Here is a 25,129-nt window from a genome sequence, read left to right as displayed (position 1 = left end):
AGTGAAATCTTTTTCGAGTTAACACGTATACTGCGCGCTGAAAATAATCACAATAACCTGTTGAGGAACTGCTTGTGTTAGTCGGTGTACCCAAAGAAATTAAAAATCATGAATATCGCGTTGGCTTAACGCCTGCTGCAGTAAAAGAATTTGTTGCGCATGGCCACAAGGTAATCGTTGAGGTCGACGCAGGCTCCGCGATCGGCTTTAGTAATGAAATGTACATTGAAGCCGGTGCTGAAATTATCGGTACTGCTGAAGAAATCTTCGCTCAAGCAGACATGATTGTTAAGGTAAAGGAGCCACAACCTAACGAATGTAAAATGTTACGTGAAGGACAAACGCTTTATACCTATTTACATTTAGCGCCTGACCCAACACAAACTCAGCTATTAGTTGAGTCCGGAGCAACTTGTATCGCGTATGAAACCGTGACTGACGCGCGCGGTGGTTTACCTTTGTTAGCGCCCATGAGTGAAGTCGCAGGCCGTATGGCAGTTCAAGCCGGTGCGCACTATCTCGAAAAAGCGCACGGTGGTAGCGGTACACTACTCGGTGGTGTGCCAGGTGTTGCACCAGGTAAAGTGCTCGTTATTGGCGGTGGTGTTGTCGGTACTAATGCCGCTAAAATGGCGATTGGACTTGGCGCGGATGTCACTATCCTTGACCGTTCATTACCGCGTTTACGTGAACTTGATGATATCTTTGGCAATCAACTCAAAACCGTTTACTCGACAGTAGATGCAATCGAACATTATTCATCTAAGGCAGATTTGGTCGTAGGTGCGGTTTTAATTCCAGGTGCTGCTGCGCCGAAGTTACTTAATACGGCTCATATCGCGCAAATGAAACAAGGTTCAGTATTGGTCGATGTAGCAATTGATCAAGGCGGTTGCTTTGAAACTTCGCGCGCCACTACACACCAAGACCCTGTGTATATCGTTGATGGCGTTGTTCACTACTGTGTCGCGAATATGCCAGGTGGCGTTGCGCGCACATCAACCATGGCATTAAATAATGCAACATTGCCGTTTGGATTAGCACTTGCGAATAAAGGTCCAAAACGCGCTATGCTAGAGAATCCTCACTTGCTGAATGGCTTAAATGTACATAAAGGTAAAGTGACCTATAGTGCGGTTATGGATGCGCTTGGTGAACAACTTTCTTTAGAATTTCAAGAAGCCGGCGCTGCATTGAGCCAGTAAAGTGTTTGTGCAGCGGCTAATGCATGGCCGCTGCAATTTCCTGATTGATCGCCGTCAAGGCAGCGACAGGATCTTCAGCTTTTGTAATTGGTCGGCCGACCACCATGTAATCAACACCATCGACAATTGCTTGACTAGGCGTAACAATACGGGACTGGTCGTCTTGATTTGCACCTAGGGGACGAATACCCGGTGTGACCAACTCGAAACTTTTACCTAACGCTCGCTTCAGCATGCTGGCTTCTTGCGCTGAACACACAACGCCATCAAGACCTGCGTTACGTGTTATAGTGGCAAGCTTAAGCACTTGTTGATTTAAGGTTGTATTGCCAACAACACTATCTAATTGGCTTTGATCCATACTCGTTAAAACAGTCACCGCAATTAATTTGGGCGCATGTGAAAGTTGGCTTAATTGATTCTGGGTGTGCTCTAGCATTTTAGGTCCACCACTGGCATGTACATTCACCATCCAAACACCGAGATCTGCAGCGGCCAAGCAGGCTTTGGCCACAGTGTTGGGGATATCGTGGAATTTCAAATCGAGAAACACATCAAAACCACTGCTGACTAAACGCTTTACTATAGCGGGACCAAAACGGGTAAACAATTCCTTACCGACCTTGAGCCGACAGGTTTTCGGATCTAACCGTTCAACCAAATCAAATACTTGTTCTTCTGTATCAAAATCTAATGCAATGATTACTTTAGCATCAGTGACTGTCACATCATTCTCCATCTAAACCTTTAATCGGCTTAACCACACCCCACTTTTTACATGAAGGGCACAACCAGTAGACTTTACGGCCGGAAAACCCACAATTACCACAGCGATACTTCGGTCGCTGGAGCATTTGCTGTTCAACCAAACCTTTTAACTGCGCAAGACTACTCGATGCGGGATCTTGTTTTTGTTGGGTTATATATAATCGCATCAAGGTTGCAAAGCCTTTCATCGTGGGCTTTTTACGTAACTGCTCGTACAGCATCGTCGTCGCTTCTTCAACTTCACCTCGCTGAGCCATAAGATTGACTTTGGCGAGGTAGGATGCGGCACAAACCGAACCATATTGGTCCAAAATGCTTTCGAACTGTGCCCAATCCCCCGTTTCTTGTGCACATTTTTCTAACAAGGGAATGGCTTCGCTAATCCAGCTGATATCGCGCTTGGCAACTTCTTTCAAGCAATCAAACGCATCTTGATAAGCTTTGCGATCTATCGCAAGTTCCCCCAACATTAACCACGGTCGAACGGCCTTTTCATCCGATTGCGTAGCCTTTTGCAGCTCTAACGCCGCCTTTTCATGATCGCCACTTTGCAGAGAAAGCGCCGCCTGCTCAGAATAAAAGTGAGCGAGGCGAACGAGTATATCGTTATCGTCTCCATGGCACTCAACCATCCGCTCGGCAAGTTCTATCGCCCGATCCCACTCTTTGGTGGTTTGATAAATCTTAAATAAATTAGTTTGCGCGTTTATGTAATGCTTATCAGAATTTAACAGCTGAAGGTACGCATTCTCTGCACGTTCTAAGAATCCAGCTTGCGTATAATCCCGACCTAATTCGCGCAGTGCATTTTCACGTTGAGCCGGCGGAATTTCGTCGCGACTCACTAAGTTTTGATGCACGCGAATTGCTCGATCAAGCTCACCTCTGTGGCGAAAGAAATTGCCCATAGCAATGTGAGTTTCAACGGTATCGTTGTTGAGGTCGATCATTTTTATCAGTGTATCAACCGCTTTATCGGGTTGTTCTGATAAAAGGAAGTTAAGACCTCTGTAATAGTGCTTGGACAGAATACTCGACTGTTTTCGCTGAGCTTGGCGTAAACTGTTACGTCCCATAACCCAACCGTAACCAACTGCTACGGGAAGTAACAAGAACAGCAGCTCCAACATGGCTATTCGCCCTGTAACTTCTTGAGCTTCTGCTTAGTCAGGCCGAGCTTGACACGCAGAGCAAGCCAACTAGACAAGACAAATGAAACTCCGAGTGCAACGCCTATCGTCAGCACAATAGCCATTAACGTAGAAAGTTGTAATGTTGCTTGTGCAATGACAAAATTAACAGTGACAAGTTGACTATTCTGCGCGCCAACAAATATAAACAGGCACAACAGAACGATTACCAGTATGACAATGATTAATCCCTTCAAGGACTAATACTCCTTTGGGTAGCGCTTTATTACAGTGTTGCGTTTACTCTATCACGCAATTCTTTACCGGGCTTAAAGTGAGGTACATATTTACCTTCGAGTTGAACTGTCTCACCCGTTTTAGGATTGCGACCCACGCGTGGCGCACGATAGTGCAACGAAAAACTACCAAAGCCACGAATTTCGATCCGTTCGCCTTTTTGCAGTGTTTGCGCTAATTGTTCTAACAGTTCTTTGACAGCGACTTCAAGCTCTTTTGCCGGTATGTGCTGAGCTTGTTCAGCTAATCTTTCGATGAGTTCAGACTTTGTCATGGCAACCTCGCGTTCTATATTCAACTTGATGTTACCAGCAGAGGAAGATAGGCGCATCACAATTGATGCGCCTGACAGGAGATTACTCGCCTTTTGCTGCTTTGAAAGCTTCAGCCATAGCATTTGCGAACCCAGCGTCTTCTTGCTGGTTCACTTTGTCTAGTGCTTCTTTCTCGTCAGCTTGATCTTTCGCTTTAACAGAAAGGTTTACCATACGGTTCTTACGATCGACGCCCATGAATTTAGCTTCGATTGAATCACCAACATTAACCACTTCTGAAGCATCTTCTACACGGTCACGAGCTAGGTCACCAACACGGATGTAGCCGTCAACTTCTTCAGCTAGGTTAACTGTAACGCCTTTCGCGTCAACTGCGGTAACAGTACCATTAACGATAGCACCTTTCTTGTTATCTGTCAGATACTTATTGAAAGGATCTTCTTCGATTTGCTTAACGCCAAGAGAGATACGCTCACGCTCTGGGTCAACTTGTAGAACAACCGCAGAAATTTCGTCGCCTTTCTTATAATCGCGAACCGCTTCTTCACCAGTCTTGTTCCAAGAAATGTCAGACAAGTGAACCAAACCGTCGATGCCGCCGTCTAGGCCGATAAAGATACCAAAGTCAGTGATAGACTTGATCTTACCGCTAACCTTGTCACCTTTTTCGTGTGACTTAGCAAACTCTTCCCAAGGATTAGCGATACATTGCTTAAGACCTAGAGAAATACGACGACGCTCTTCGTCAATTTCAAGAACCATTACTTCAACAACGTCACCTAAGTTAACAACTTTAGACGGGTGAACGTTCTTGTTAGTCCAATCCATTTCAGATACGTGAACTAGACCTTCAACGCCGTCTTCGATTTCTACGAAGCAGCCGTAGTCAGTTAGGTTAGTAACCGCACCGCTCAACTTAGAACCTTCTGGGTAACGGTTAGCAATTTCTTGCCATGGATCGCTGCCCATTTGCTTCATACCTAGAGAAACACGAGACTTCTCTTTGTCGAACTTAAGTACTTTAACGTTGATTTCATCACCAACATTTACAATTTCACTTGGGTGCTTAACGCGCTTCCAAGCCATATCAGTGATGTGAAGTAGACCGTCTACGCCGCCCAAGTCAACGAACGCACCGTAGTCAGTAAGGTTCTTAACGATACCTTTAACTTCATGACCTTCTTCCAAGTTAGCAAGCAAAGTATCACGCTCTGCGCTGCTCTCTGCTTCGATAACCGCACGGCGAGAAACAACAACGTTGTTACGCTTAGCATCTAACTTGATTACTTTGAATTCTAATTCTTTACCTTCAAGGTGAGTAGTATCGCGTACAGGGCGAACGTCAACCAATGAACCAGGTAAGAACGCGCGAACAGTGTTCACTTCAACAGTGAAACCACCTTTCACCTTACCGTTAATTACACCTTTGATCGTTTCTTTTTCTTCGTACGCTTTTTCTAGGTCTACCCAAGCTTCGTGACGCTTAGCTTTTTCACGAGATAGGATAGTCTCACCGAAGCCGTCTTCTACTGCATCTAGTGCAACATCAACGGTATCACCGATAGCAATTTCAAGTTCACCTTCATTGTTCTTGAATTGATCAGCTGGGATTGCGCTTTCTGATTTAAGACCAGCATCAACGAGGACGATGTCTTTGTCGATAGAAACTACTGTTCCTTTAACGATTGCACCAGGACGAGTTTCTAGTTGTTGTAAGCTCTCTTCAAAAAGCTCTGCAAAATTTTCAGTCATAAAAGTTAATTTTAATCTAAAATTGACATCCACATTACAATCCGGCTAACGTGGGGTTGTTATTCAAAATCACCGAAATCCATTTTTGGTGATGTACCTAGGCGTAAAACTCATTTCCACTAAACGTGTTTAGATTTAATAAATTCCACTGCCTTTTCAAACACTTGCTCAATAGACAACGCTGTTGAATCAAGTTCAAATGCATCTTCAGCTGGCACTAAAGGCGCAACAATTCGTTGCGTATCGCGCTCATCGCGCGCCTTGATGTCAGATAAAAGGCGCGAAAGTTTAACACTCATGCCCTTCTCTTTCAACTGATTAAAGCGACGCTCAGCGCGGGCTTCAGCTGAAGCAGTGAGAAATATTTTGGCTACAGCTTCCGGGAAAACCACGGTTCCCATATCACGGCCATCTGCAATTAGTCCCGGTGCTTGCTCAAACGCGCGCTGGCGACGCAACAACGCTTCTCGCACACGCGGTAAAGCAGCAACCTGAGAGGCAACACTACCGACTTCTTCTGTGCGGATGACATCGGTGACATCTTCACCTTCTAAAACAATCTTACGTGAGTCACCTTCTGTTTCGAACGTAACGTCTAGGCCTGAAGCTAATGGAACTATAGCTTCTTCATCGGCAGGAGAAATCCCGTGGTGCTCAGTGGCCACGGCTAGCACGCGATATAGCGCGCCGCTATCGAGTAAGTGCCAATTCAAATGATTCGCTAACATAGACGCGAGCGTGCCCTTCCCTGCACCGCTTGGACCGTCTACTGTAACGACTGGAATCGATCGCATAAAAACCACCCTTGGTAAAAATCGGGCGGCATTATACGCATGGCATTAAGGAATTACCATTAATTCGCGATACCGTTTTGTTGCAAACTATATCGCGAGGTAATTAACCGGCTTTAACTACTGGGTAATTGTAGCGAAACGCTCGAAGTAATCAGGAAAGGTTTTGCGCGTACACTTGGGATCCAAAATGGTCACCGGTGTATCGCTCAAAGCAACTAACGAGAAACACATGGCAACCCGATGATCGTCATAGGTCTCAATTTCAGCATGTTGCAACTGCTGCGGCGGTGTAACGCTGATGTAGTCATGCCCTTCATCAACTGTTGCGCCCACTTTACGCAGCTCTGTAGCCATCGCATGCAAGCGATCAGTCTCTTTAACTCGCCAGTTGTAAATATTGGAAATAGTAGTTGTACCCTCTGCAAATAATGCAGTAGTAGCGATTGTCATTGCTGCATCAGGTATATGGTTCATATCCATGTTTACTGCAGTCAGAGGCGCACCATGCACTATTATAGCTTCATCCTGCCACTCGACTTTAGCGCCCATTTTTTCTAGCACATCTGCAAAGCGAATGTCGCCTTGAATAGATTTTTTACCGACGCCGGTAACTTTTACCGTACCGCCTTTGATAGCTGCCGCAGCCAGAAAATACGATGCCGAGGATGCATCACCTTCTACCAAAAACTGTCCAGGCGATTTGTAGGTTTGGCCGCCTTTGACCACAAAGGTTTTATAATCATTGTTTACTACGTCGATACCGAATGCTCGCATCGTTTCCAATGTAATATCGATATAGGGCTTGGAGACCAACTCACCTTTGATGGTGATGATGGAATCACCACTAAACAACGGCGCTGCCATCAACAATGCTGTTAAAAACTGGCTTGATACGCTGCCATCCACACTGATTTCACCGCCGGCTAGCCGTTTTCCTTTAATCCGCATTGGTGGGTAACCGGGATTCTTTAAAAACTCGATGTCAGCACCTGCTGCTTGCAATGCATCGGTCAAATCCCCGATGGGACGCTCTTCCATACGCGGTTCGCCGGTAAGCGTTACATCGACGTTAGAAGTTGCGAGCACTGCACACAATGGACGCATAGCCGTGCCTGCATTGCCTAAAAACAACGTCAAAGCTTGGTCGACTGTAAAGGAATTACCCACCCCCTGAACTACGCAACGGTCACGAGAATCGTTCAGTTCACATTGCACGCCTAATTGCTCAAGAGCAGTCAGCATGTGCTTAATGTCATCGCTATCGAGTAAATTAGTTAATGTGGTTGAGCCTTCTGCCAACGCGGCAAGCAGTAAAGCGCGATTTGAGAGACTCTTCGAGCCAGGCACATTAACAGTACCCGACACGCTTTGAATCGGTTGAAGTGTTAATTTTTCCATGCTTACCCTTTAGTGCGCTCAAATTCGCGCATAAATTCGACGAGTGTCTGAACCCCTATCAAGGGCATTGCATTGTATATACTGGCGCGCATTCCACCGACTGAACGATGGCCTTTCAGCGCGTGTAAGCCATTGTCCTTAGCCTGGGCTAAAAACTCTGCATTGAGTGATTCATCGGCTAACTGAAATACCACGTTCATTCGCGAACGATTTTCAGCTGCAATGCGGTTGTTGTACAACGCCGAAGCGTCGATACACTCGTATAAGAGTTCGGCTTTTTGGCGATTAATCGCTTCAACCGCCGCGACCCCACCTTGTTGCTTCAGCCATTTGAATACTAAACCAGACAAGTACCAACTGTAGGTAGGCGGTGTATTGAACATTGATTCGTTATTAGCAGCGGCGGTGTAATCCAAGATCACGGGTGTATCAGCTTGTGGTGAGCCCAATAAGTCACTACGTACAATAACGACGGATAAACCACTAGGACCAATATTCTTCTGCGCTCCCGCCCAAATAACACCATAATCTGCGACATTAACCGGTCGAGACAAGATATTCGATGACATATCAGCAACGATAGTCTTATCTGTCTGAGGAACGCCGAATAGTTCAATGCCATCTACCGTTTCGTTTGGACAGTAGTGCACAAACGCGGTATCAGTACTCAATTCAGGCATCATATCGAGGCTCGCACCAATCGTACCATCGCGTTCAAAACGAATATCAGCCGAATCTGCTTGGATGTATTTACTCGCCTCAACGACTGACGCTTTTGACCAAGAGCCTGAGACTAAATGCATTGCTCGTTGGCCTTTGGCCGCCAGATTGAGTGGTACCGCTGCAAACTGACCACGTCCACCACCGTGCATAAACAACACCGTGTAGTTGTCAGGTATCGCCATTAAATCTCGCAAGTCACGTTCCGATTCTTGGGCAACAGCCAAGAACTCAGGACTGCGGTGACTGATTTCCATCACTGAAGTGCCAAGGCCTTGCCATGACAATAATTCTTCTTGCGCTTGCTTTAAAACCTCAGCGGGCAGCATAGCTGGCCCCGCTGAGAAATTGTACACCTGACTCATAAAGGCGTTATTCTTCCTTATCTGAACTCTCATCAGTAGCGTCGGCTTCAGCAATAGCGGCTTCGCCTTCTGCCTGTTCGTCCAACACTTCTTCAGCTTCAATCTCTTCAATGCGTTCCAGACCAACAACGTTTTCATCATCTGCAGTTCTGATCAAACGCACACCTTGAGTGTTACGTCCAACGATAGAAACTTCGTTAACCCGCGTTCTGACTAAGGTGCCTTTGTCACTGATCAACATGATTTCCATGTTTTCATCCACTTGCACTGCACCAACAACCTTTCCGTTTCGCTCAGAGACTTTAATCGATACAACACCCTGTGTTGCGCGGCTCTTCGCTGGATAGTCAGCCAGTGGAGTACGCTTACCAAAACCGTTTTCGGTTACAGTAAGGATGGCACCATCGCCTTTCGGAACGATTAACGAAACGACCCGTTGTCCGTCTTGTAGCTTGATACCGCGTACACCTGTTGCCGTTCTTCCCATTGGGCGAATCGCAAGGATTTCCTCGCCAGTTTCAGGATCCCGTTTTACCGCACCGGTTTCTGAATCACGCGCCTTTTCATTGAATCGTACAACTTTACCTTCATCGGAGAACAACATAATGTCATCTTCACCGTTGGTAATATCGACGCCGATAAGCTCATCGCCTTCATTTAAGTTAACCGCAATGATGCCGTTTGAACGCGGACGTGAGTACTGGGTAAGCGAGGTCTTCTTAACGGTGCCGTTAGCGGTTGCCATAATAACAAACTTATCATCGGTAAATTCTTTAATTGGCAAGATTGCAGTAATGCGCTCGTCTTCTTCTAACGGCAATATGTTAACGATCGGACGACCACGTGCGTTACGACTCGCCAGCGGTAATTGATACACCTTCAACCAATACAGTCGACCGCGGGTACTAAAGCACAAGATGTGATCATGAGTATTGGCGACCAACAAACGTTCGATAAAGTCTTCGTCTTTCATCTTGGTGGCTGATTTGCCTTTACCGCCACGACGTTGCGCTTCGTAATCATTGAGTTTTTGATACTTCACATAGCCTTCGTGTGACAGAGTCACTACGACATCTTCTTGCTCGATCAGGTCTTCGATATCGATATCGTGACTTGCTGCTGTGATTTCAGTACGGCGGTCATCGCCAAATTCATCACGCACAGCTTCTAATTCTTCGCGGATAACTTCCATCAAACGCTCTGAACTTGCCAAGATGTGCAACAACTCAGCAATTAGGTCAAGTAAGCTACGATATTCGTCTAGAATTTTATCGTGTTCTAAACCTGTTAATTTGTGCAAGCGTAAGTCAAGGATCGCCTGTGCTTGTTGTTCAGTGAGATAATAATCGCCATCGCGAATACCAAACTCTGGTGCCAACCATTCCGGACGTGATGGATCATCATCACCGGCGCGTTCAAGCATCTGTGCTACATCGCCAAGTTTCCAGCCGCGTGCAACAAGCGCTTGTTTAGCGTCAGATGGACTTTGTGAAGCTTTGATTAACTCGATGACTTCATCGATGTTGGCTAGAGCAATCGCGAGGCCTTCTAATATATGGGCGCGATCACGTGCTTTACGCAGTTCGAAAACGGTACGACGTGTAACCACTTCACGACGATGCAGAATAAAGGCTTCTAGCATCTGCTTGAGGTTAAACACCTTAGGTTGCCCGTTATCAAGTGCAACCATATTCATACCAAACACAGTTTGTAGCTGTGTATTGGCATACAAGTGATTCAATACGACTTCGGCAGACTCGTTGCGCTTGACCTCGATAACGATGCGCATACCGTCTTTATCGGATTCATCGCGCAACGCTGAGATCCCTTCAACGCGTTTTTCTTTGACTAATTCAGCAATCTTTTCAATCAAACGCGCTTTGTTAACTTGGTACGGGATTTCACTGACGATAATGGTTTCTTTTCCATTATCTTCGGTCTCAATCTCAGCGCGAGCACGTAAATAAATTTTGCCCCGCCCGGTGCGGTAGGCCTCTTCAATCCCTTTGCGACCGCTGATCATTGCAGCTGTTGGGAAGTCTGGGCCTGGAATGAATGTCATTAATTCTTCAACATTCATCTCTGGGTTTTTAATTAACTCAATACAACCATTAACCACTTCAGTCAGGTTGTGTGGCGGAATATTAGTTGCCATACCAACCGCGATACCTGAGGAACCATTGACCAAAAGGTTGGGAACTTTGGTTGGCAATACTTCAGGGATTTGCTCTGTACCGTCATAGTTGGGTACGAAATTAACCGTTTCTTTATCTAAGTCGGCCAGTAATTCATGTGCGATCTTCGCCATACGAACTTCGGTGTAACGCATCGCAGCTGCTGAGTCACCATCAACTGAACCGAAGTTACCTTGGCCATCTACGAGCATATAGCGCAGTGAGAATGGCTGCGCCATCCGTACGATCGTGTCATACACGGCGGAATCGCCGTGCGGGTGATACTTACCAATAACGTCGCCCACGACACGCGCCGACTTCTTATATGGCTTGTTAAAATCATTCTTAAGTTCGTTCATTGCGAACAAAACGCGTCGGTGTACCGGCTTAAGGCCATCCCTTACATCCGGTAGTGCCCGACCAACGATTACGCTCATGGCGTAATCTAAATATGAATTCTTAAGCTCTTCTTCGATATTAATCGGAAGGATTTCTTTAGCGTTGTCAGTCATAAACTGGCGGTTCCCTTTATAGGTTTTATTGGGTCATTACAGCGCCGGGGCGGTAGCATATTATGAATACTAATCGCTGGAATAATAGGCCCGATAATGGGCTGCGAATGACACACTTTTGGGTAATACTCCAAGCATTCGAGTGTAACACTACAAAACTACAAACTGTAGCCTTTGATGCACTTCAGAATAAACTTTTATGAATCTCTTTACGCATCAATGGTGAATCGTTAAGGTTAGCGCGATCTGGGGCGTCCAAAGAGCACAAAAAATGAGCACAAATGTCGATCAAAACGAAATAGCCAAGTTTTCTGAAGTAGCATCTCGTTGGTGGGATCGCAACGGCGAATTTAAGCCTTTGCACGATATTAATCCATTGCGCGTGAATTGGATCGCTCAGCAAACCAATGGTTTGTTTGATTTATCAGTGTGCGATGTCGGTTGTGGTGGCGGTATTTTGTCAGAGTCAATGGCACAGATGGGTGCCAAAGTTACTGGTATCGATATGTCTGAGCAAGCCCTCGAAGTTGCCAAATTACACGGCTTGGAAAGTGGACATAAAGTTAGTTATCAACTTTCTACCGCTGAGGAGTTTGCCGCTAATAATCAGGCCCAGTTTGACGTGGTCACTTGTTTAGAAATGCTCGAACACGTGCCTGATCCGGCATCGGTTGTAAAAGCATGCGCTGCGATGGTCAAGCCAGGTGGCCATGTGTTTTTTAGTACCTTAAATCGCAATATTAAGTCGTATTTGATGGCTATCATTGGCGCTGAATACGTACTTAATTGGGTACCAAAGGGGACACACGATCACAATAAGTTTATTAAGCCTAGTGAGCTATTGAAGATCGTTGACGATACTCCCCTATTTTGCCGCGCTTCCACAGGGTTACACATGGACCCTTTTACGCAGCAATACTACTTGTCGAATAAGAACCTCGACGTCAACTATATCTTGTATTGCCAAAAACAGGAATAACACCATATATAGTGCCCCAAATTAGTGCAAAGCCCCATATATCGATTTTTTAAGCAAACTGAAATATTTATAATTAAATTGTTTGTGGCCCCAAAAAAGGTTTGAAATTCATAAAAAACCAATCACTAGGCAGGTTTGCTGTGAGTCACCACTAACTAAAAAATGATGCCAATATTTTCTCCCAGAAATACCTATATATTGGGTTGCTTTCATCCCAAAAGCGCACTATCTTGTGTTTCAGTTGCTCGCGAATAACGTATAAAAAAGCAGCAGCGGATAAAAATGAATAAGAACAGAATTTGCTTCACGCGGAACCTGCGTTCCCCTGTGTCGTGCGCTAATAATACAACGAATGGCTAATACACAATGAATAACAATCTCTATGTCACTAAACGCAATGGTGAAAAAGAAGCTATTGATCTCGATAAAATTCATAAAGTCATCACTTGGGCTGCCAAAGACTTAAACAACGTCTCGGTTTCTCAAGTAGAAATTAAAGCTCATATCCAATTCTACGAAGGTATAAGCACAGAGGTTATTCACGAAACGATCATCAAGTCAGCCGCCGATTTAATCTCTACCGATGCGCCTGATTATCAATACTTAGCTGCACGCTTAGCTATATTTCATTTGCGTAAAAAGGCCTATGGGCAATTTGAGCCGCCCAAGCTTTACGAACACGTACAAAAAATGGTTGATGCGGGTAAGTACGACGCGCATATTTTAGAAGATTACAGCAAAGCTGAGCTTGACGAACTTGATGACTACATCGATCACTGGCGTGACATGCACTTTAGCTACGCTGCCGTGAAGCAATTAGAAGGTAAATACCTCGTCCAAAACCGTGTAACCGGCGAAATTTACGAATCAGCGCAGTTCCTTTATATTCTTGTTGCGGCTTGCTTATTTGCCAATTATCCAAAAGACTCGCGCCTCGATTACGTCAAACGCTTTTATGATGCGGCATCGCAATTTAAGATTTCATTACCAACCCCCATCATGTCGGGCGTACGTACACCTACGCGTCAGTTCAGTAGCTGTGTTTTGATCGAAACCGGTGACAGCTTAGATTCAATTAACGCCACTGCCAGCGCGATTGTTAAATACGTCAGTCAGCGTGCAGGTATCGGCATTAACGCTGGACGCATTCGTGCGTTGGGAAGCCCCATTCGCGGTGGTGAAGCCTTCCACACCGGTTGTTTACCCTTCTATAAGTATTTCCAGACAGCAGTTAAGAGCTGTTCGCAAGGTGGTGTTCGCGGTGGCGCAGCTACCCTCTTCTACCCTTTGTGGCACTTGGAAGTTGAGTCTCTATTGGTACTTAAAAACAACCGTGGGGTTGAAGAAAACCGAGTCCGTCACTTGGACTACGGCGTACAGTTCAACAAACTGATGTATCAGCGTATGATCAAAGATCAGCACATTACGTTATTCAGCCCATCAGATGTACCTGGACTCTATGACGCCTTCTTTGCTGATCAGGATGAATTTGAACAGCTGTACGTGAAATACGAAAACGATCCAAGTATTCGCAAGAAACAAATTAAAGCGATGGAGCTGTTTAGTTTGTTTATGCAAGAGCGTGCAAGTACTGGCCGAATCTACTTGCAGAACGTAGATCACTGTAATACACACAGTCCGTTTAATCCGAAATTGGCGCCTGTGCGTCAAAGCAACCTGTGTCTAGAAATCGCCTTGCCGACTAAGCCACTTGAGCATGTAAATGACGAAAATGGTGAAATTGCACTGTGCACCCTATCCGCATTTAACTTAGGTGCAATTGAGAGCCTGGATGAGTTTGAAGAACTGTCAGACCTTGCTGTACGCGCATTAGATTGTCTACTCGACTACCAAGACTATCCAGTACCGGCTGCACTAAATGCAACAGAAGGCCGTCGTACCTTGGGTATTGGTGTGATTAACTTTGCTTATTACCTAGCGAAAAATGGTGTTAAATACAGCGACCACAGTGCTAACGGCTTAGTACACAGAACGTTCGAAGCCATGCAGTATTACTTACTCAAGGCCTCCAATAACTTAGCCAAAGAGAAAGGTGCCTGTCCCAAGTTTAACGAAACCACGTATTCACAGGGTTTAATGCCTGTTGATACCTACCGCAAAGAACTTGACGCTATTTGTGACGAGCCACTGCACTATGATTGGGACGCCTTGCGCGAGGATATTGTTAAGTATGGTCTACGCAACAGTACCCTGTCAGCATTAATGCCGTCAGAGACCTCTTCACAGATTTCAAATGCGACCAATGGGATTGAACCACCGCGCGGTCACATCAGTATTAAGTCGAGTAAAGACGGCGTACTCAAGCAAGTTGTACCTGAGTATGAGCGCCTGAAAGATCAATACGAGTTACTGTGGGACATTCCATCTAATGACGGATACTTACAACTAGTTGGCATCATGCAGAAGTTTATCGATCAAACGATCTCTGCGAATACCAGCTATGACCCTAGCAAGTATGAAGGTGGCAAAGTACCAATGAAATTGTTGCTTAAAGATCTTCTAACAACCTACAAACTAGGGGTTAAAACCTTGTATTACCACAACACTCGTGACGGTGCAGCCGACTCGAGTAACAGTGATGTGGCTAAGGATGAAGCCAAAACATCACAAGCAACAGAAGTTGTCATGGCGGAAGACGACGATTGTGCTGGCGGCGCTTGTAAGATTTAAGCGCCAGCCGTGTAACAACAGACAGAACGCAAAAGCATAATCGAAGAGAAAGGTTTACATGAAATATACAACTTTTAATCAACAAGTTACCGATACAATGACTGAGCCCATGTTTATGGGTAATCCGGTTAACGTTGCGCGCTACGATCAACAAAAGCACCAGATTTTCGAAAAGCTAATCGAAAAACAAATCAGCTTTTTTTGGCGCCCAGAGGAAGTCGATGTAAGTAAAGATCGCGTTGATTTTCAAAAGCTAAGTGCTGCTGAGCAACATATCTTTATTTCAAACCTCAAGTACCAAACTCTGCTTGACTCTGTTCAGGGCCGGAGTCCGAATATTGCGCTACTACCTATTGTGTCTATTCCAGAGTTAGAAACGTGGATCGAGACATGGTCGTTCTTTGAGACCATACACTCACGCTCCTACACGCATATTTTGCGCAACTTATTTTCTGACCCAAGTGACGTATTTGATGACATCGTAGTTAACGAAGAAATCAAGAAACGTGCAACTGATATCAGCCAATACTATGACGATCTAATTTTCTACACGCAGTTATGGCAAACTCTTGGTGAAGGTACGCACACGATCAATGGGGAAACACATCTCGTTACCATGCGTGAGTTGAAGAAGAAGCTCTATTTGTGCATAAACTCAGTAAATGCACTAGAAGCAATTCGATTCTACGTATCTTTTGCCTGTACGTTTGCCTTTGCTGAGCGCGAATTAATGGAGGGTAATTCAAAGATTATCCGTCTAATTGCGCGTGATGAGAATTTACATCTTACATCCACTCAGCATATCCTGAATCTTTGGGCTAAGGGTAAAGATGACCCTGAAATGGCAGAGATTGCCGCTGAGCTTGAAGACGAAGCTCGCGCAATCTTCATGAAGGCTGTTGAGCAAGAGAAAGAATGGGCCGAATACCTATTCCAAAGCGGCTCAATGATCGGTTTGAACAAAGAAATTCTATGCCAGTATGTTGAGTATATCGCGAACCATCGCATGGCAGCGATTGGCCTTGGTCAGCCTTTCGACGTCAAGAGTAACCCTCTGCCATGGATGAACAACTACTTAAACTCTGACAATGTGCAAGTTGCACCACAAGAGTCAGAAATCAGTTCTTACTTGGTCGGTCAGATCGATTCAGAAGTTAGTGCCAACGACTTCGAAGATTTCGAACTGTAAGATCCCATTTTGGACGCAGATGTTTCAGACCATTTAATTGTTGTCACTGACGCTAACGATGGCGAACCCCTGACGCTTCGACCTTCTGCTAAGGCCTCTATTCTAGAGGCCTTAGAAATTGCCCAAGTAGAAGTTCAATACCATTGTCGCGATGGTTTCTGCGGTGCTTGTCGCTGTAAAATTATTGAAGGGAGTGTGGATTACTTTACTGACCCTCTCGCTTTTATCGACGATGACGAAATTTTGCCGTGCTGCTCACGCCCAAGCAGCAATATCAAGATCGAAATTCCCAAATAAAAAGCCCGGATTAAACCGGGCTTTTTATTTCACTCTGTGTTTTTATAAAGCAACGCCTAGCCGCTCAGCAACTTCAATGTAGGTTTCTACAACACTGCCAAGCCCTTGGCGGAAACGGTCTTTATCCATCTTCTTGCGAGTCTCCTTGTCCCACAAGCGACAACCATCTGGTGAAAACTCATCGCCCAATACAATGCGACCTTCATAAACACCAAATTCCAACTTAAAGTCGACCAATAACATACCGCCATCGCTAAACAATTGGCTGAGGACCTCATTTACTTTGAAAGTCAAAGCCTTCATTGTGTCGATTTGCTCCTGAGTCGCCCAGTTAAACGAAATGATGTGTGACTCATTAACCATTGGGTCGTGTAGCGCATCGTTCTTTAAGAAGAACTCAAATGTTGGCGGTGATAATTCTTTACCTTCCTCGATGCCCAAGCGGCGACACATAGAACCAGCGGCAAAATTCCTCACCACACATTCTATCGGGATCATGTCGAGTTTTTTGACCAGCGATTCAGTATCACTTAGTCGCTCAATCAACTGAGTCTCAACGCCAGCGGCTTCCAATTTTTGCATGATAAAATGATTGAACTTGTTGTTTATCTCGCCTTTGCGATCCAACTGTTCAACCTTCTCGCCATCAAACGCAGAAGTATCGTTACGAAACTCCAAAATTAACTGATTAGCATTATCAGTATAAAATACTGTTTTTGCCTTTCCACGATACAGTTCGTCGCGCTTTTGCATGCAATTTCTCTCTACTATTGAATATCTAAATCGTTGTCGCTCATCACTTCAGAGAAGCGAGGGAAAATAGCGGACACCTGATTGGCTTCAAATGGCACACTTTCTTCGTTCATAAATGTCAGGGATGTACGTGCCCCAGCCTTTTTCATTTGCAAACGGTAATCGTCTTCATCAAGACCCATATCGTTTTCACTCGAAAACCAACCTTCCCACCAACTTCTGTCTTCACCTGCGAAGGTCACGAACAACAAGCCATTGGACTTATCTAAGTCTTTGACGTCAAAACCTAATTTACGCAGCACTAATTGAACACGAGGCCAAGCGATATCGTATTGTGAATCAATCATAAATGCGGGATTGCCGTCCGCGTCAAAGCCCATTTCCATGTCTAAACCTTGGCGTATTTGTTGGATCTTACGAGACGTTGCCAAGCGAATTTCATAATCATAATGACTGATCACTTGATTTAAGATCCCCACTTCCTCTTGACGCTCTTCGAGCAGACTCAGCGAATCTGTTGCGGTATCACCCTGCGAGGCTAGGTAATCAACCAACTCGGCATTTAGTGCGGCACTGCGGCCGTGGGATTTCATGTCTAGCGTGAATTCAAAACGACGTCCAGTTTGGCTTTCCGTGCTGGTCCAATCGTACCAGCTCGACTCTTCTTCTGAAGATATTATCATCCAATCAGTCACTAGACGGTTGGTTTCTGGGTCAAAACTGTCTACACCAATACCTTGGGCTTCTAAAAACGCCAACAACGAATTCCATATCGCTTGGTCTAAGGGTTGTGAATCATCGACTTTATCAAACCATACGGTCGCCGTTTTCGTACCTTCGGTAATATGTGAACCGGTAACGACAGGTAACACCAATGAGGGCGAAACGACAGGTAGATTGCGTCCAACAAGATCTCGCGGTGCACTCTCGCCCAATGTGGGTAACTCGTACTTTTTAGAAAAATTGGGCGTATCGACATCGGCAGGTATTTTAACCGTTTGTCCGACGGTTGCTTCAGTATATTTAAAACCGCCTGAGGCTAATTCTCGCTCTTCTTTACTCGCACATGCAGCGAGCAAACCAACTGAAACGGCGGCGACGGTGAGGCTCTTAGCGGCCATTGCTATTGTTTTCATGAACACCTTAATTGACTAACTCTAATGCAGCTAAAGTAGCTTCGATTTGTTTTTGGCTAACAAGTTCCGGTTGAACCATCGGTAAACGTAAAACAGGCGTTGGGATCTTACCCATTTTATACAGTGCCCACTTCGGCATCACAGGGTTTGGTTCAAGGAACAAATCAGTGTGTAACTGTTTAATTCTATCATTTATCGCCGTTGCGTCGACAATATTTCCCTCTGCTGCTTCGCGGCATAACTGTGCCATTTCTTTGGGTACTATATTAGCTGTAACGGATATCACACCGTGACCGCCATTGGTTAAAAACTCTAAACTGGTATCGTCATCACCACTTAAGATCACGAAGTCATCAGGGACTAATGGCAACGTGTCAAGTAAGCGCTGTATATCACCTGTAGCGTCTTTAAGACCGATAATCTTTTCATGCTTGGCTAACTCGGCTACGGTTTCTGGCAACATATCAACACTTGTGCGCCCTGGGACGTTGTAGAGCATGGTTGGCAACGATGTCGCATTTGCAATTGCAGTAAAGTGCTCAATCATGCCGCGCTGTTGTGGCTTGTTGTAATACGGTACGACGGATAAAAAGCCTACTACACCGGTGCTTTCTAACTGCCGAGATAAAAAAATCGCCTCTGCCGTTGCATTAGCACCACTTCCAGCCATTACTGGAATGCAACCATTAGCAAAAGCAACCGTGCGTTTAACTACGTTAATATGTTCATCAAATGGCAGTGTGGCTGATTCGCCCGTAGTACCAACTGAAACGATTCCGTCAGTACCTGCGGCGATGTGTAATTCAACTAATTGTTGTAGCGCGACGTAATCAACCTGCCCATCGTCATTCATTGGTGTTACCAATGCGACCCAACTTCCAGTGAACATATTTTCCCCTTTTATTGCGAGCGCACATGTTAATGATGCTACCCAGTAAAAACAAGCGATCTATGCGTGTTTTACAACAAATTTAAGTGCGTATTGCACTCGACCTGATTTATTCGCAAAATAGCGCCCTTGAAATAGCGAGGAAACACGATTTTGAACAAAATACAATTGATTGTGACGGTACTTGGCCAGAATCGTCCAGGCATTCTAAGTGCGCTTGCACAATGTGTTGCGGAGACTGGATGCAATATCCTCGACAGTCGCCAAGCCATTTTTGGTAAAGAATTTTCTCTGACCATGATTATTGAAGGTAATCAGTCAGCGATTACAAAGGCGGAAATCAAGCTACCACGGTTATGTCTAGAACATGATCTGCTGTCGATCTTAAAACGTACCAGCGAGCACTGTAAACAAAACTTAGAGCACTTGTTGTCGCTCGAGTTTAGTGGTGTGGATTCGGTTGGCATTGTCAAGTCGGTGACTTCCCTATTTACTAAGTTCGAAATCAGTGTCACCGCATTGCGTCAACAGACATTCGTAGACAAGCAGACCGGCGCTAACATGATGCGCTGTAAAATGATGCTTAGCGCACCACAACAGCTACAAGTAGAACTAATAGAACAAGAGGTCATGCATATGCTCAATGAGCTAGGCCTTACCGGAAAAATGGTAGATAAACAAATACAGGAATAACATGAACACACTTAAAAAAGGCGACAAAGCGCCTCAGTTTGAATTACTCAATCAAAACAACGAAACTGTCAAACTCGCCGACTACCAAGGACAAAAAGTCTTGGTCTATTTTTACCCCAAGGCCATGACTCCCGGTTGTACCGTCCAAGCGCAAGGACTTCGCGATATTAATCAGCAGTTAAAAGCACAAGGTGTAGCGGTAGTGGGGATTAGTATAGACGCGGTTGGCCGTTTGACTAAGTTTACCGAAAAGCACGATTTGAACTTCACGTTACTCAGCGATGAAGATCACGCTGTGGCTGACCAGTTTGGTGTCTGGGGCGAAAAAAAATTCATGGGTAAAATTTACGATGGTATCCATCGCCTGAGTTTCTTAATTGACGAGAATGGCGTCGTCGAACACGTATTTGATAAGTTTAAGACTAAAGACCACCACCAAGTGGTCTTGGATTATCTAAATCAATAAACACAAAAAAGCCGCTTATGCGGCTTTTTTTATGCTTGTGTTTGCTCTGTTACCGGTGATGGCTCAGGCGAAGACTCTATTGGTGTCGACCACGCACTTATCACCGCCTTAACTAGGGTAGCCAATGGAATAGCAAAAAATACCCCCCAAAAACCCCACAAGCCACCAAAAAACAAGACCGCAATGATAATTGACAGCGGATGTAAGCTGACAGCCTCACTAAACAATATTGGCACCAACAAATTACCGTCAAGCGCCTGAATTATCCCGTATGCAACCATTACAGTCCAAAATGGAGTAGTTACACCAAATTGAAATAATGCCACTACGGCAACCGGGATAGTGACCACAGCGGCACCGATATAGGGGATCAGGACGGAAAGACCAACCAACACCCCAAGCAGCACCGCATAGCGCAAATCTAAAATGAGAAAGGTCACGACTGAAACTGTTCCGACGATGATGATTTCAATCACTTTACCGCGAATATAGTTGGCAATTTGCACATTCATTTCGCGCCCTACTTTATTAATCAATCGACGCTCTTTGGGTAAAAACTTCGATAGGCCAATTAACAGCTGCTCCTTATCTTTGAGCATAAAGAAAATCATAAGTGGCACGAGGATTAGGTAAATCAGTAATGCTGCGACGTTTCCAATTGATGTAAAGGATAGCGATATTAACTCCTCACCTATACCAACAACACGCTCGTTAATTCCAGCCATAGTGCGTTCGACTACGTCGTATTGTACATAGGTCGGATACTTCTCAGGCAAGGTCATTAACCATGCTTGCGCTTGCTGCCAAATCGCTGGGATCTCACGAACTAGATTCGCTCCCTGTTTTGAAATAACGGGTACTAATCCGACCAAGGTTAAAATACTCAAGACAAAAAACAGCAACAGGACAACCGATGTCGCTAAGGTGCGTCTAATACCTCTGCGCTCAGCTTGGGTTACGAGCCAATCTAGCAAATATGCAATAACGGCTGCGACAATGACAGGCATTAACATATTGCCCCAAACCAACAAAACAACGCTGCTAAAAAGAATCAGCACTAGCAACATTAAAGCGTCTGGATCCGAAAACTTTTTCTTATACCAGCGGTCTATTACACCTAGCATTCGATGGTTATACCTATTAACTCGTCAATTTGCCGTGATCATAGGGTATGCTGGGGTACAATAGCAATCAGCTTTGCGTTATAAACATCGTTTAAAGAATATATGCAACTTATTTGGGCGGCGTACGCTCAAAACAAATAAATTTCTAATTATATTTTCGGAGAGTTATGAAGTTATCCAAGGTCACGAGTTTTTGGTTGGCACTGTCGCTGGTACTTATTACCGGCATGGTAGCCGCACAAACTGCGCGCAGTGACCGCAACGCTCTACCAGAAATCGGTGTTGTCGCTTCCGATACGGTAAGCATTGACAAAGAAATGTTGATCGGCGATGTAATTATGCGTCAAATGCGCGCTCAAGCGCCACTGATCAATGACCCTTTATTAACTGAGTATTTGCAAGATCTTGGCAATCGTTTAGTCATCCATGCGGATAATGCCAAATTTCCGTTTACTTTTTTCTTGATCAATAACTCTGATATCAATGCGTTCGCTTTCTACGGTGGTCACATTGGTGTGCATACCGGTTTGATTTATAACGCTGAAAATGAGTCAGAAGTTGCGTCGGTTTTAGCCCACGAAGTGGCCCACGTTACTCAACGTCATTTGGCGCGCCGCATTCAATCAGCCCAACGGGCATCACCGTTGCAAATTGCCTCCATGATTGGTGGCATTCTACTTGGTGTCGCCGCGGGCGATCCTCAAGCGGGAATCGCAGCGATCAGTGCCTCGCAAGCGGCAGCGGCACAACAACAACTCAATTACACCCGTTCAAATGAACAAGAGGCTGACCGCATCGGTATCACGATGCTCGCTCGTGCCGGTTTTGATCCTAACGCTGCCGCCTCCTTTTTTGGCAAATTGGCCGCCCAAATGCGTGTGGTATCCAGACCTCCGGCTCGTTTGCTATCGCACCCACTACCAGAATCCAGGATTGCTGATGCGCGAATTCGTGCCAGTAATTTACCACAGGTCAGACTGCCTCCTAGTTTGTCTTTTCATTTAGCCAAGGCACGGATCCAAGCGCGGTATATATATGATATAGAAGCTGCGCTGCAATATTATTCGAACGCCGTCAATGAGCCGCGGATTGTTCCTGAAGCCAGCCAATATGGACTTGCCCTCGCGTTGCTGCGCAATGATGATGTCGAAGAGGCAAAGGCGATCATTGAACAGTTGATGGCGAAGGATCCAAGCAATTTGTTTTATCTCGATACGGCAACGGATATATATCTAGCCCTGAATGAGTCACAAAAAGCAGTAGTTATGCTTGAAGAGGAACTCAAAAATTCCCCGCGTAATGCCGTAGTCACTCTTAATTTGGCGAATGCATCTATTGAGGGAGAAAAATATGATTATGCAATAGACGTACTGCGTGACTTCTTATTGATTAACCCTAAACATATGCTGTCGCATCAACTGCTTTCTGACGCATACGCAAAATCCAGTCGATACTTAGAAATGCACCAAATGAATGCCGAGGTTTTTGCTTTAGTGGCTGCTTTCCCGCAGGCCATAGATGAGCTACAACACGCTTATAATTTCGCCGGTGATAGTCATCTTGATAAACAAAGGATTAGAGCCCGCATACAACAGTTAAGGGACGAACAAGCGAAACTAGAGCGCCTGCTGTAATTGTTCAATTGTAGCGATTAGTTTGTCCGCGGTTTGTTCACCTAGAAGCGGTGGCGAAGTTGTTCCATCTGGCATGATGACGTAGGTTGCTGGGAGGTAGGCGGGTTTGTCTATGGGGATTAATTTAGTTTGCGAAGGCAGTAACAAAGCGAATTCCATATTGTATTTTTGTTGTATTTCACGCAGTTTTTCATCAGCTAAATCATCGTAGCTCACAGCAAACAGTCGCACGTTTTCTTGTTGAGCTGCCCATTGATTAAACGCATTTAACTCAGGTACCTCTTTTAGGCAGGGAGCGCACCATTCAGCAAAATAATTTACAACCGTTAACTCCCCCCCAAAATCTTGCCATTGATATTTCTTGCCATCGAGTGTTACGAAATCAAATTGCTGTGAAGCATGAAAAAAAACGCCGCATAACAACGCTAAAATGGCAACAATACCAATAAACAACTTTTGCACTTGAACCTCACTTAGCTTTCCGCGGTATACTATTAAATACAAGACTAATCCGATGGGATATCAATGCAATACTTACACAATCCGCGCTGTTCGAAAAGTCGTCAAGGCCTCGCACTGTTACAAGAAAACGGTGTAAGTCCACAAGTCGTAGAATACCTAAAAACACCTCTGTCATTAGCAGAGCTTGAAACCCTAGCTTCACGTTTGGGGGTTGACGACGTACGTCAAATGATGCGAGTTAAAGAAGCTGAATACAAAGACAATCAGCTCAAAGATGCCAATCAAGCCGAATTGTTACAAGCCATGGCAAACTTTCCGAAGCTTATCGAGCGCCCTGTCTTGATCAATGGTGATAAAGCCATCATCGGCCGTCCACCCGAGCAATTATTGGAAATTGTTTAATGTCCTACGTATTGGTGCTGTATTACAGTCATACCGGCGCGACCAAAAAATTAGCTGAAAAAATCGCTTTGGGTGTTGAGCAAGGCGGTGCGGCCGCTATGTTGCGGACTGTGCCACCAGTCAGTACTAATATAGATGAGAAGCACAGTGCGGTACCTGATACAGGCGCTCCCTTTGTAACCCTCACGGACTTAGCCAATTGCTCGGGGTTAGCAATTGGCAGCCCCACGCGCTTTGGTAATATGGCGGCTGCGATGAAGTATTTTATCGACGGAACCAGTCAAATGTGGCTCAAAGGTTCATTAATCGACAAACCTGCGTGTGTATTTACATCCTCGTCTAGCCTGCATGGTGGTCAGGAAGCCACCTTATTAGCCATGATGCTACCCTTGCTCCATCATGGCATGGTGATGGTTGGTCTTCCCTACGCTGAGCCCGATTTGGCCAGTACTCGAAGCGGTGGTACACCGTACGGCGTGACACACGTGACTTTCGGTCAGGCGTCCAGTCAGTTAACAGACGAAGAAGAGCGCTTGTGTATCGCACAAGGACAACGTCTCGCTAAAATAGCACTGGCGTTAGAACATTAAAGGTAAATCAATAAATTATGCTTTCGAAAACTATTCACTACCGATATTTAGCCCTTGTCGGATATTTAGGCCTTTTAACTTGGGTAGTTCTTTGGCACTTCGTCATTCGCGAAGAGATGGCGTTTAGCGTCCTGTTTACTGTACTGGTTTACGTGCTACCACTGGTATTTCCAATGTACGGTATTTTGACCGGTAAACCTTACACCCACGCGTGGGCAAATTTTATTGTAATGTTTTACCTGATCCACGGTCTTACTATTATATACGCAGAGCCACATGAATGGCTGTATGCGTTGATAGAACTATTTTTTGCCACAATCATGTTCATAGGCTGTGCAGTGTATGCCCGCAAACGCGGCAGAGAGCTCGGGCAAGGGCTCAAGAAACTATCAACTGTAATGCAAGAGGAACGTGAAAAGTTCGAGCGAGGTTGA

The 25,129-nt window shown here is 45.2% G+C and carries 25 protein-coding genes; 11 read left to right on the top strand and 14 right to left on the bottom strand.

Annotation, left to right across the window (positions count from 1 at the left end):
* Positions 1-74: 74 nt before the first annotated feature.
* Complete coding sequence (gene ald, locus QTP81_RS09325) at positions 75-1,205, top strand: alanine dehydrogenase (RefSeq protein ID WP_289365081.1); 1,131 nt, start codon at positions 75-77, stop codon at positions 1,203-1,205.
* 16 nt (positions 1,206-1,221) lie between these two features.
* Here the strand turns inward: ald and pyrF are convergent, their stop codons facing one another.
* The 9 genes from pyrF to gyrA form a co-directional block, all read right to left on the bottom strand.
* Complete coding sequence (pyrF, locus tag QTP81_RS09320; RefSeq protein WP_289365080.1) at positions 1,222-1,932, bottom strand: orotidine-5'-phosphate decarboxylase; 711 nt, start codon at positions 1,930-1,932, stop codon at positions 1,222-1,224.
* Between the two features lies 1 nt (position 1,933).
* Complete coding sequence (gene lapB / locus QTP81_RS09315; RefSeq protein WP_289365079.1) at positions 1,934-3,103, bottom strand: lipopolysaccharide assembly protein LapB; 1,170 nt, start codon at positions 3,101-3,103, stop codon at positions 1,934-1,936.
* A gap of 2 nt (positions 3,104-3,105) precedes the next feature.
* Positions 3,106-3,360: a lipopolysaccharide assembly protein LapA domain-containing protein gene (locus QTP81_RS09310; RefSeq protein ID WP_289365078.1), complete on the bottom strand. Its 255-nt coding sequence runs from the start codon at positions 3,358-3,360 to the stop codon at positions 3,106-3,108.
* Positions 3,361-3,389: 29 nt separating this feature from the next.
* Positions 3,390-3,731 (bottom strand): integration host factor subunit beta, encoded by a 342-nt coding sequence (gene ihfB / locus QTP81_RS09305; protein WP_491712952.1) that lies wholly within the window; start codon positions 3,729-3,731, stop codon positions 3,390-3,392.
* A gap of 25 nt (positions 3,732-3,756) precedes the next feature.
* On the bottom strand, positions 3,757-5,427 hold the full coding sequence (gene rpsA, locus QTP81_RS09300; RefSeq protein ID WP_289365076.1) for a 30S ribosomal protein S1: 1,671 nt from the start codon (positions 5,425-5,427) through the stop codon (positions 3,757-3,759).
* A 119-nt stretch (positions 5,428-5,546) separates the two neighbouring features.
* Positions 5,547-6,221, bottom strand: a complete 675-nt coding sequence (gene cmk, locus QTP81_RS09295) for a (d)CMP kinase (protein ID WP_289365075.1) — start codon at positions 6,219-6,221, stop codon at positions 5,547-5,549.
* 117 nt (positions 6,222-6,338) lie between these two features.
* Complete coding sequence (gene aroA / locus QTP81_RS09290) at positions 6,339-7,619, bottom strand: 3-phosphoshikimate 1-carboxyvinyltransferase (RefSeq protein WP_289365074.1); 1,281 nt, start codon at positions 7,617-7,619, stop codon at positions 6,339-6,341.
* Between the two features lie 2 nt (positions 7,620-7,621).
* Positions 7,622-8,704, bottom strand: coding sequence for a 3-phosphoserine/phosphohydroxythreonine transaminase (gene serC, locus QTP81_RS09285; protein WP_289365073.1), 1,083 nt, complete (start codon positions 8,702-8,704; stop codon positions 7,622-7,624).
* Positions 8,705-8,711: 7 nt separating this feature from the next.
* Positions 8,712-11,390, bottom strand: a complete 2,679-nt coding sequence (gyrA, locus tag QTP81_RS09280; RefSeq protein WP_289365072.1) for a DNA topoisomerase (ATP-hydrolyzing) subunit A — start codon at positions 11,388-11,390, stop codon at positions 8,712-8,714.
* 271 nt (positions 11,391-11,661) lie between these two features.
* On the opposite strand from gyrA, the gene ubiG reads away from it, so the two are divergent.
* The 4 genes from ubiG (at position 11,662) to yfaE (ending at position 16,546) form a co-directional block, all read left to right on the top strand.
* On the top strand, positions 11,662-12,369 hold the full coding sequence (ubiG, locus tag QTP81_RS09275; RefSeq protein ID WP_289365071.1) for a bifunctional 2-polyprenyl-6-hydroxyphenol methylase/3-demethylubiquinol 3-O-methyltransferase UbiG: 708 nt from the start codon (positions 11,662-11,664) through the stop codon (positions 12,367-12,369).
* 366 nt (positions 12,370-12,735) lie between these two features.
* The gene (gene nrdA / locus QTP81_RS09270) at positions 12,736-15,060 is read left to right on the top strand and encodes a class 1a ribonucleoside-diphosphate reductase subunit alpha (RefSeq protein ID WP_289365070.1); all 2,325 of its coding nucleotides are present in this window, start codon (positions 12,736-12,738) and stop codon (positions 15,058-15,060) included.
* Positions 15,061-15,118: 58 nt separating this feature from the next.
* Entirely contained in the window at positions 15,119-16,249 is a 1,131-nt protein-coding gene (gene nrdB / locus QTP81_RS09265) for a class Ia ribonucleoside-diphosphate reductase subunit beta (RefSeq protein WP_289365069.1), read from the top strand.
* Between the two features lie 36 nt (positions 16,250-16,285).
* Positions 16,286-16,546, top strand: coding sequence for a class I ribonucleotide reductase maintenance protein YfaE (gene yfaE, locus QTP81_RS09260; RefSeq protein WP_289365630.1), 261 nt, complete (start codon positions 16,286-16,288; stop codon positions 16,544-16,546).
* A 42-nt stretch (positions 16,547-16,588) separates the two neighbouring features.
* On the opposite strand, the gene purC is transcribed toward yfaE, so the two are convergent.
* The 3 genes from purC to dapA are packed head-to-tail and all read right to left on the bottom strand — an operon-like array spanning position 16,589 to position 19,324.
* The gene (purC, locus tag QTP81_RS09255) at positions 16,589-17,299 is read right to left on the bottom strand and encodes a phosphoribosylaminoimidazolesuccinocarboxamide synthase (RefSeq protein ID WP_289365068.1); all 711 of its coding nucleotides are present in this window, start codon (positions 17,297-17,299) and stop codon (positions 16,589-16,591) included.
* 14 nt (positions 17,300-17,313) lie between these two features.
* Positions 17,314-18,420, bottom strand: coding sequence for an NlpB/DapX family lipoprotein (gene bamC, locus QTP81_RS09250; RefSeq protein ID WP_289365628.1), 1,107 nt, complete (start codon positions 18,418-18,420; stop codon positions 17,314-17,316).
* Positions 18,421-18,442: 22 nt separating this feature from the next.
* On the bottom strand, positions 18,443-19,324 hold the full coding sequence (gene dapA / locus QTP81_RS09245) for a 4-hydroxy-tetrahydrodipicolinate synthase (RefSeq protein ID WP_289365067.1): 882 nt from the start codon (positions 19,322-19,324) through the stop codon (positions 18,443-18,445).
* Positions 19,325-19,477: 153 nt separating this feature from the next.
* On the opposite strand from dapA, the gene QTP81_RS09240 reads away from it, so the two are divergent.
* Together QTP81_RS09240 and bcp are read left to right on the top strand one after the other, a co-directional pair.
* Positions 19,478-20,017 (top strand): glycine cleavage system transcriptional repressor, encoded by a 540-nt coding sequence (locus tag QTP81_RS09240; RefSeq protein ID WP_289365066.1) that lies wholly within the window; start codon positions 19,478-19,480, stop codon positions 20,015-20,017.
* A 1-nt stretch (position 20,018) separates the two neighbouring features.
* A complete protein-coding gene (gene bcp / locus QTP81_RS09235; RefSeq protein ID WP_289365064.1) occupies positions 20,019-20,483 on the top strand; it encodes a thioredoxin-dependent thiol peroxidase in 465 nt (154 codons plus the stop codon).
* 29 nt (positions 20,484-20,512) lie between these two features.
* On the opposite strand, the gene QTP81_RS09230 is transcribed toward bcp, so the two are convergent.
* Positions 20,513-21,607 (bottom strand): AI-2E family transporter, encoded by a 1,095-nt coding sequence (locus QTP81_RS09230; protein ID WP_289365063.1) that lies wholly within the window; start codon positions 21,605-21,607, stop codon positions 20,513-20,515.
* A 167-nt stretch (positions 21,608-21,774) separates the two neighbouring features.
* On the opposite strand from QTP81_RS09230, the gene bepA reads away from it, so the two are divergent.
* Complete coding sequence (gene bepA, locus QTP81_RS09225; RefSeq protein ID WP_434532973.1) at positions 21,775-23,241, top strand: beta-barrel assembly-enhancing protease; 1,467 nt, start codon at positions 21,775-21,777, stop codon at positions 23,239-23,241.
* Here bepA and QTP81_RS09220 read toward each other — a convergent pair.
* A complete protein-coding gene (locus QTP81_RS09220) occupies positions 23,224-23,703 on the bottom strand; it encodes a TlpA family protein disulfide reductase (protein WP_289365062.1) in 480 nt (159 codons plus the stop codon). The genes bepA and QTP81_RS09220 overlap by 18 nt on opposite strands.
* Positions 23,704-23,760: 57 nt before the next feature.
* Here QTP81_RS09220 and arsC point away from each other — a divergent pair, with 57 nt between their 5' ends.
* From arsC to QTP81_RS09205, 3 genes are read left to right on the top strand one after another with little or no spacing between them, the layout of a single operon-like run.
* Positions 23,761-24,105 (top strand): arsenate reductase (glutaredoxin), encoded by a 345-nt coding sequence (arsC, locus tag QTP81_RS09215; RefSeq protein ID WP_289365626.1) that lies wholly within the window; start codon positions 23,761-23,763, stop codon positions 24,103-24,105.
* Positions 24,105-24,695, top strand: a complete 591-nt coding sequence (wrbA, locus tag QTP81_RS09210; RefSeq protein ID WP_289365061.1) for an NAD(P)H:quinone oxidoreductase — start codon at positions 24,105-24,107, stop codon at positions 24,693-24,695. The genes arsC and wrbA overlap by 1 nt, the downstream gene beginning before the upstream one ends.
* 17 nt (positions 24,696-24,712) lie before the next feature.
* Positions 24,713-25,129: a DUF2069 domain-containing protein gene (locus QTP81_RS09205; RefSeq protein ID WP_289365060.1), complete on the top strand. Its 417-nt coding sequence runs from the start codon at positions 24,713-24,715 to the stop codon at positions 25,127-25,129.

It is taken from the genome of Neoalteromonas arenosi (assembly GCF_030362855.1).
Classification (GTDB): Bacteria; Pseudomonadota; Gammaproteobacteria; order Enterobacterales; family Alteromonadaceae; genus Alteromonas_E; species Alteromonas_E arenosi.
This window is presented reverse-complemented; position numbering and strand designations above follow the sequence as displayed.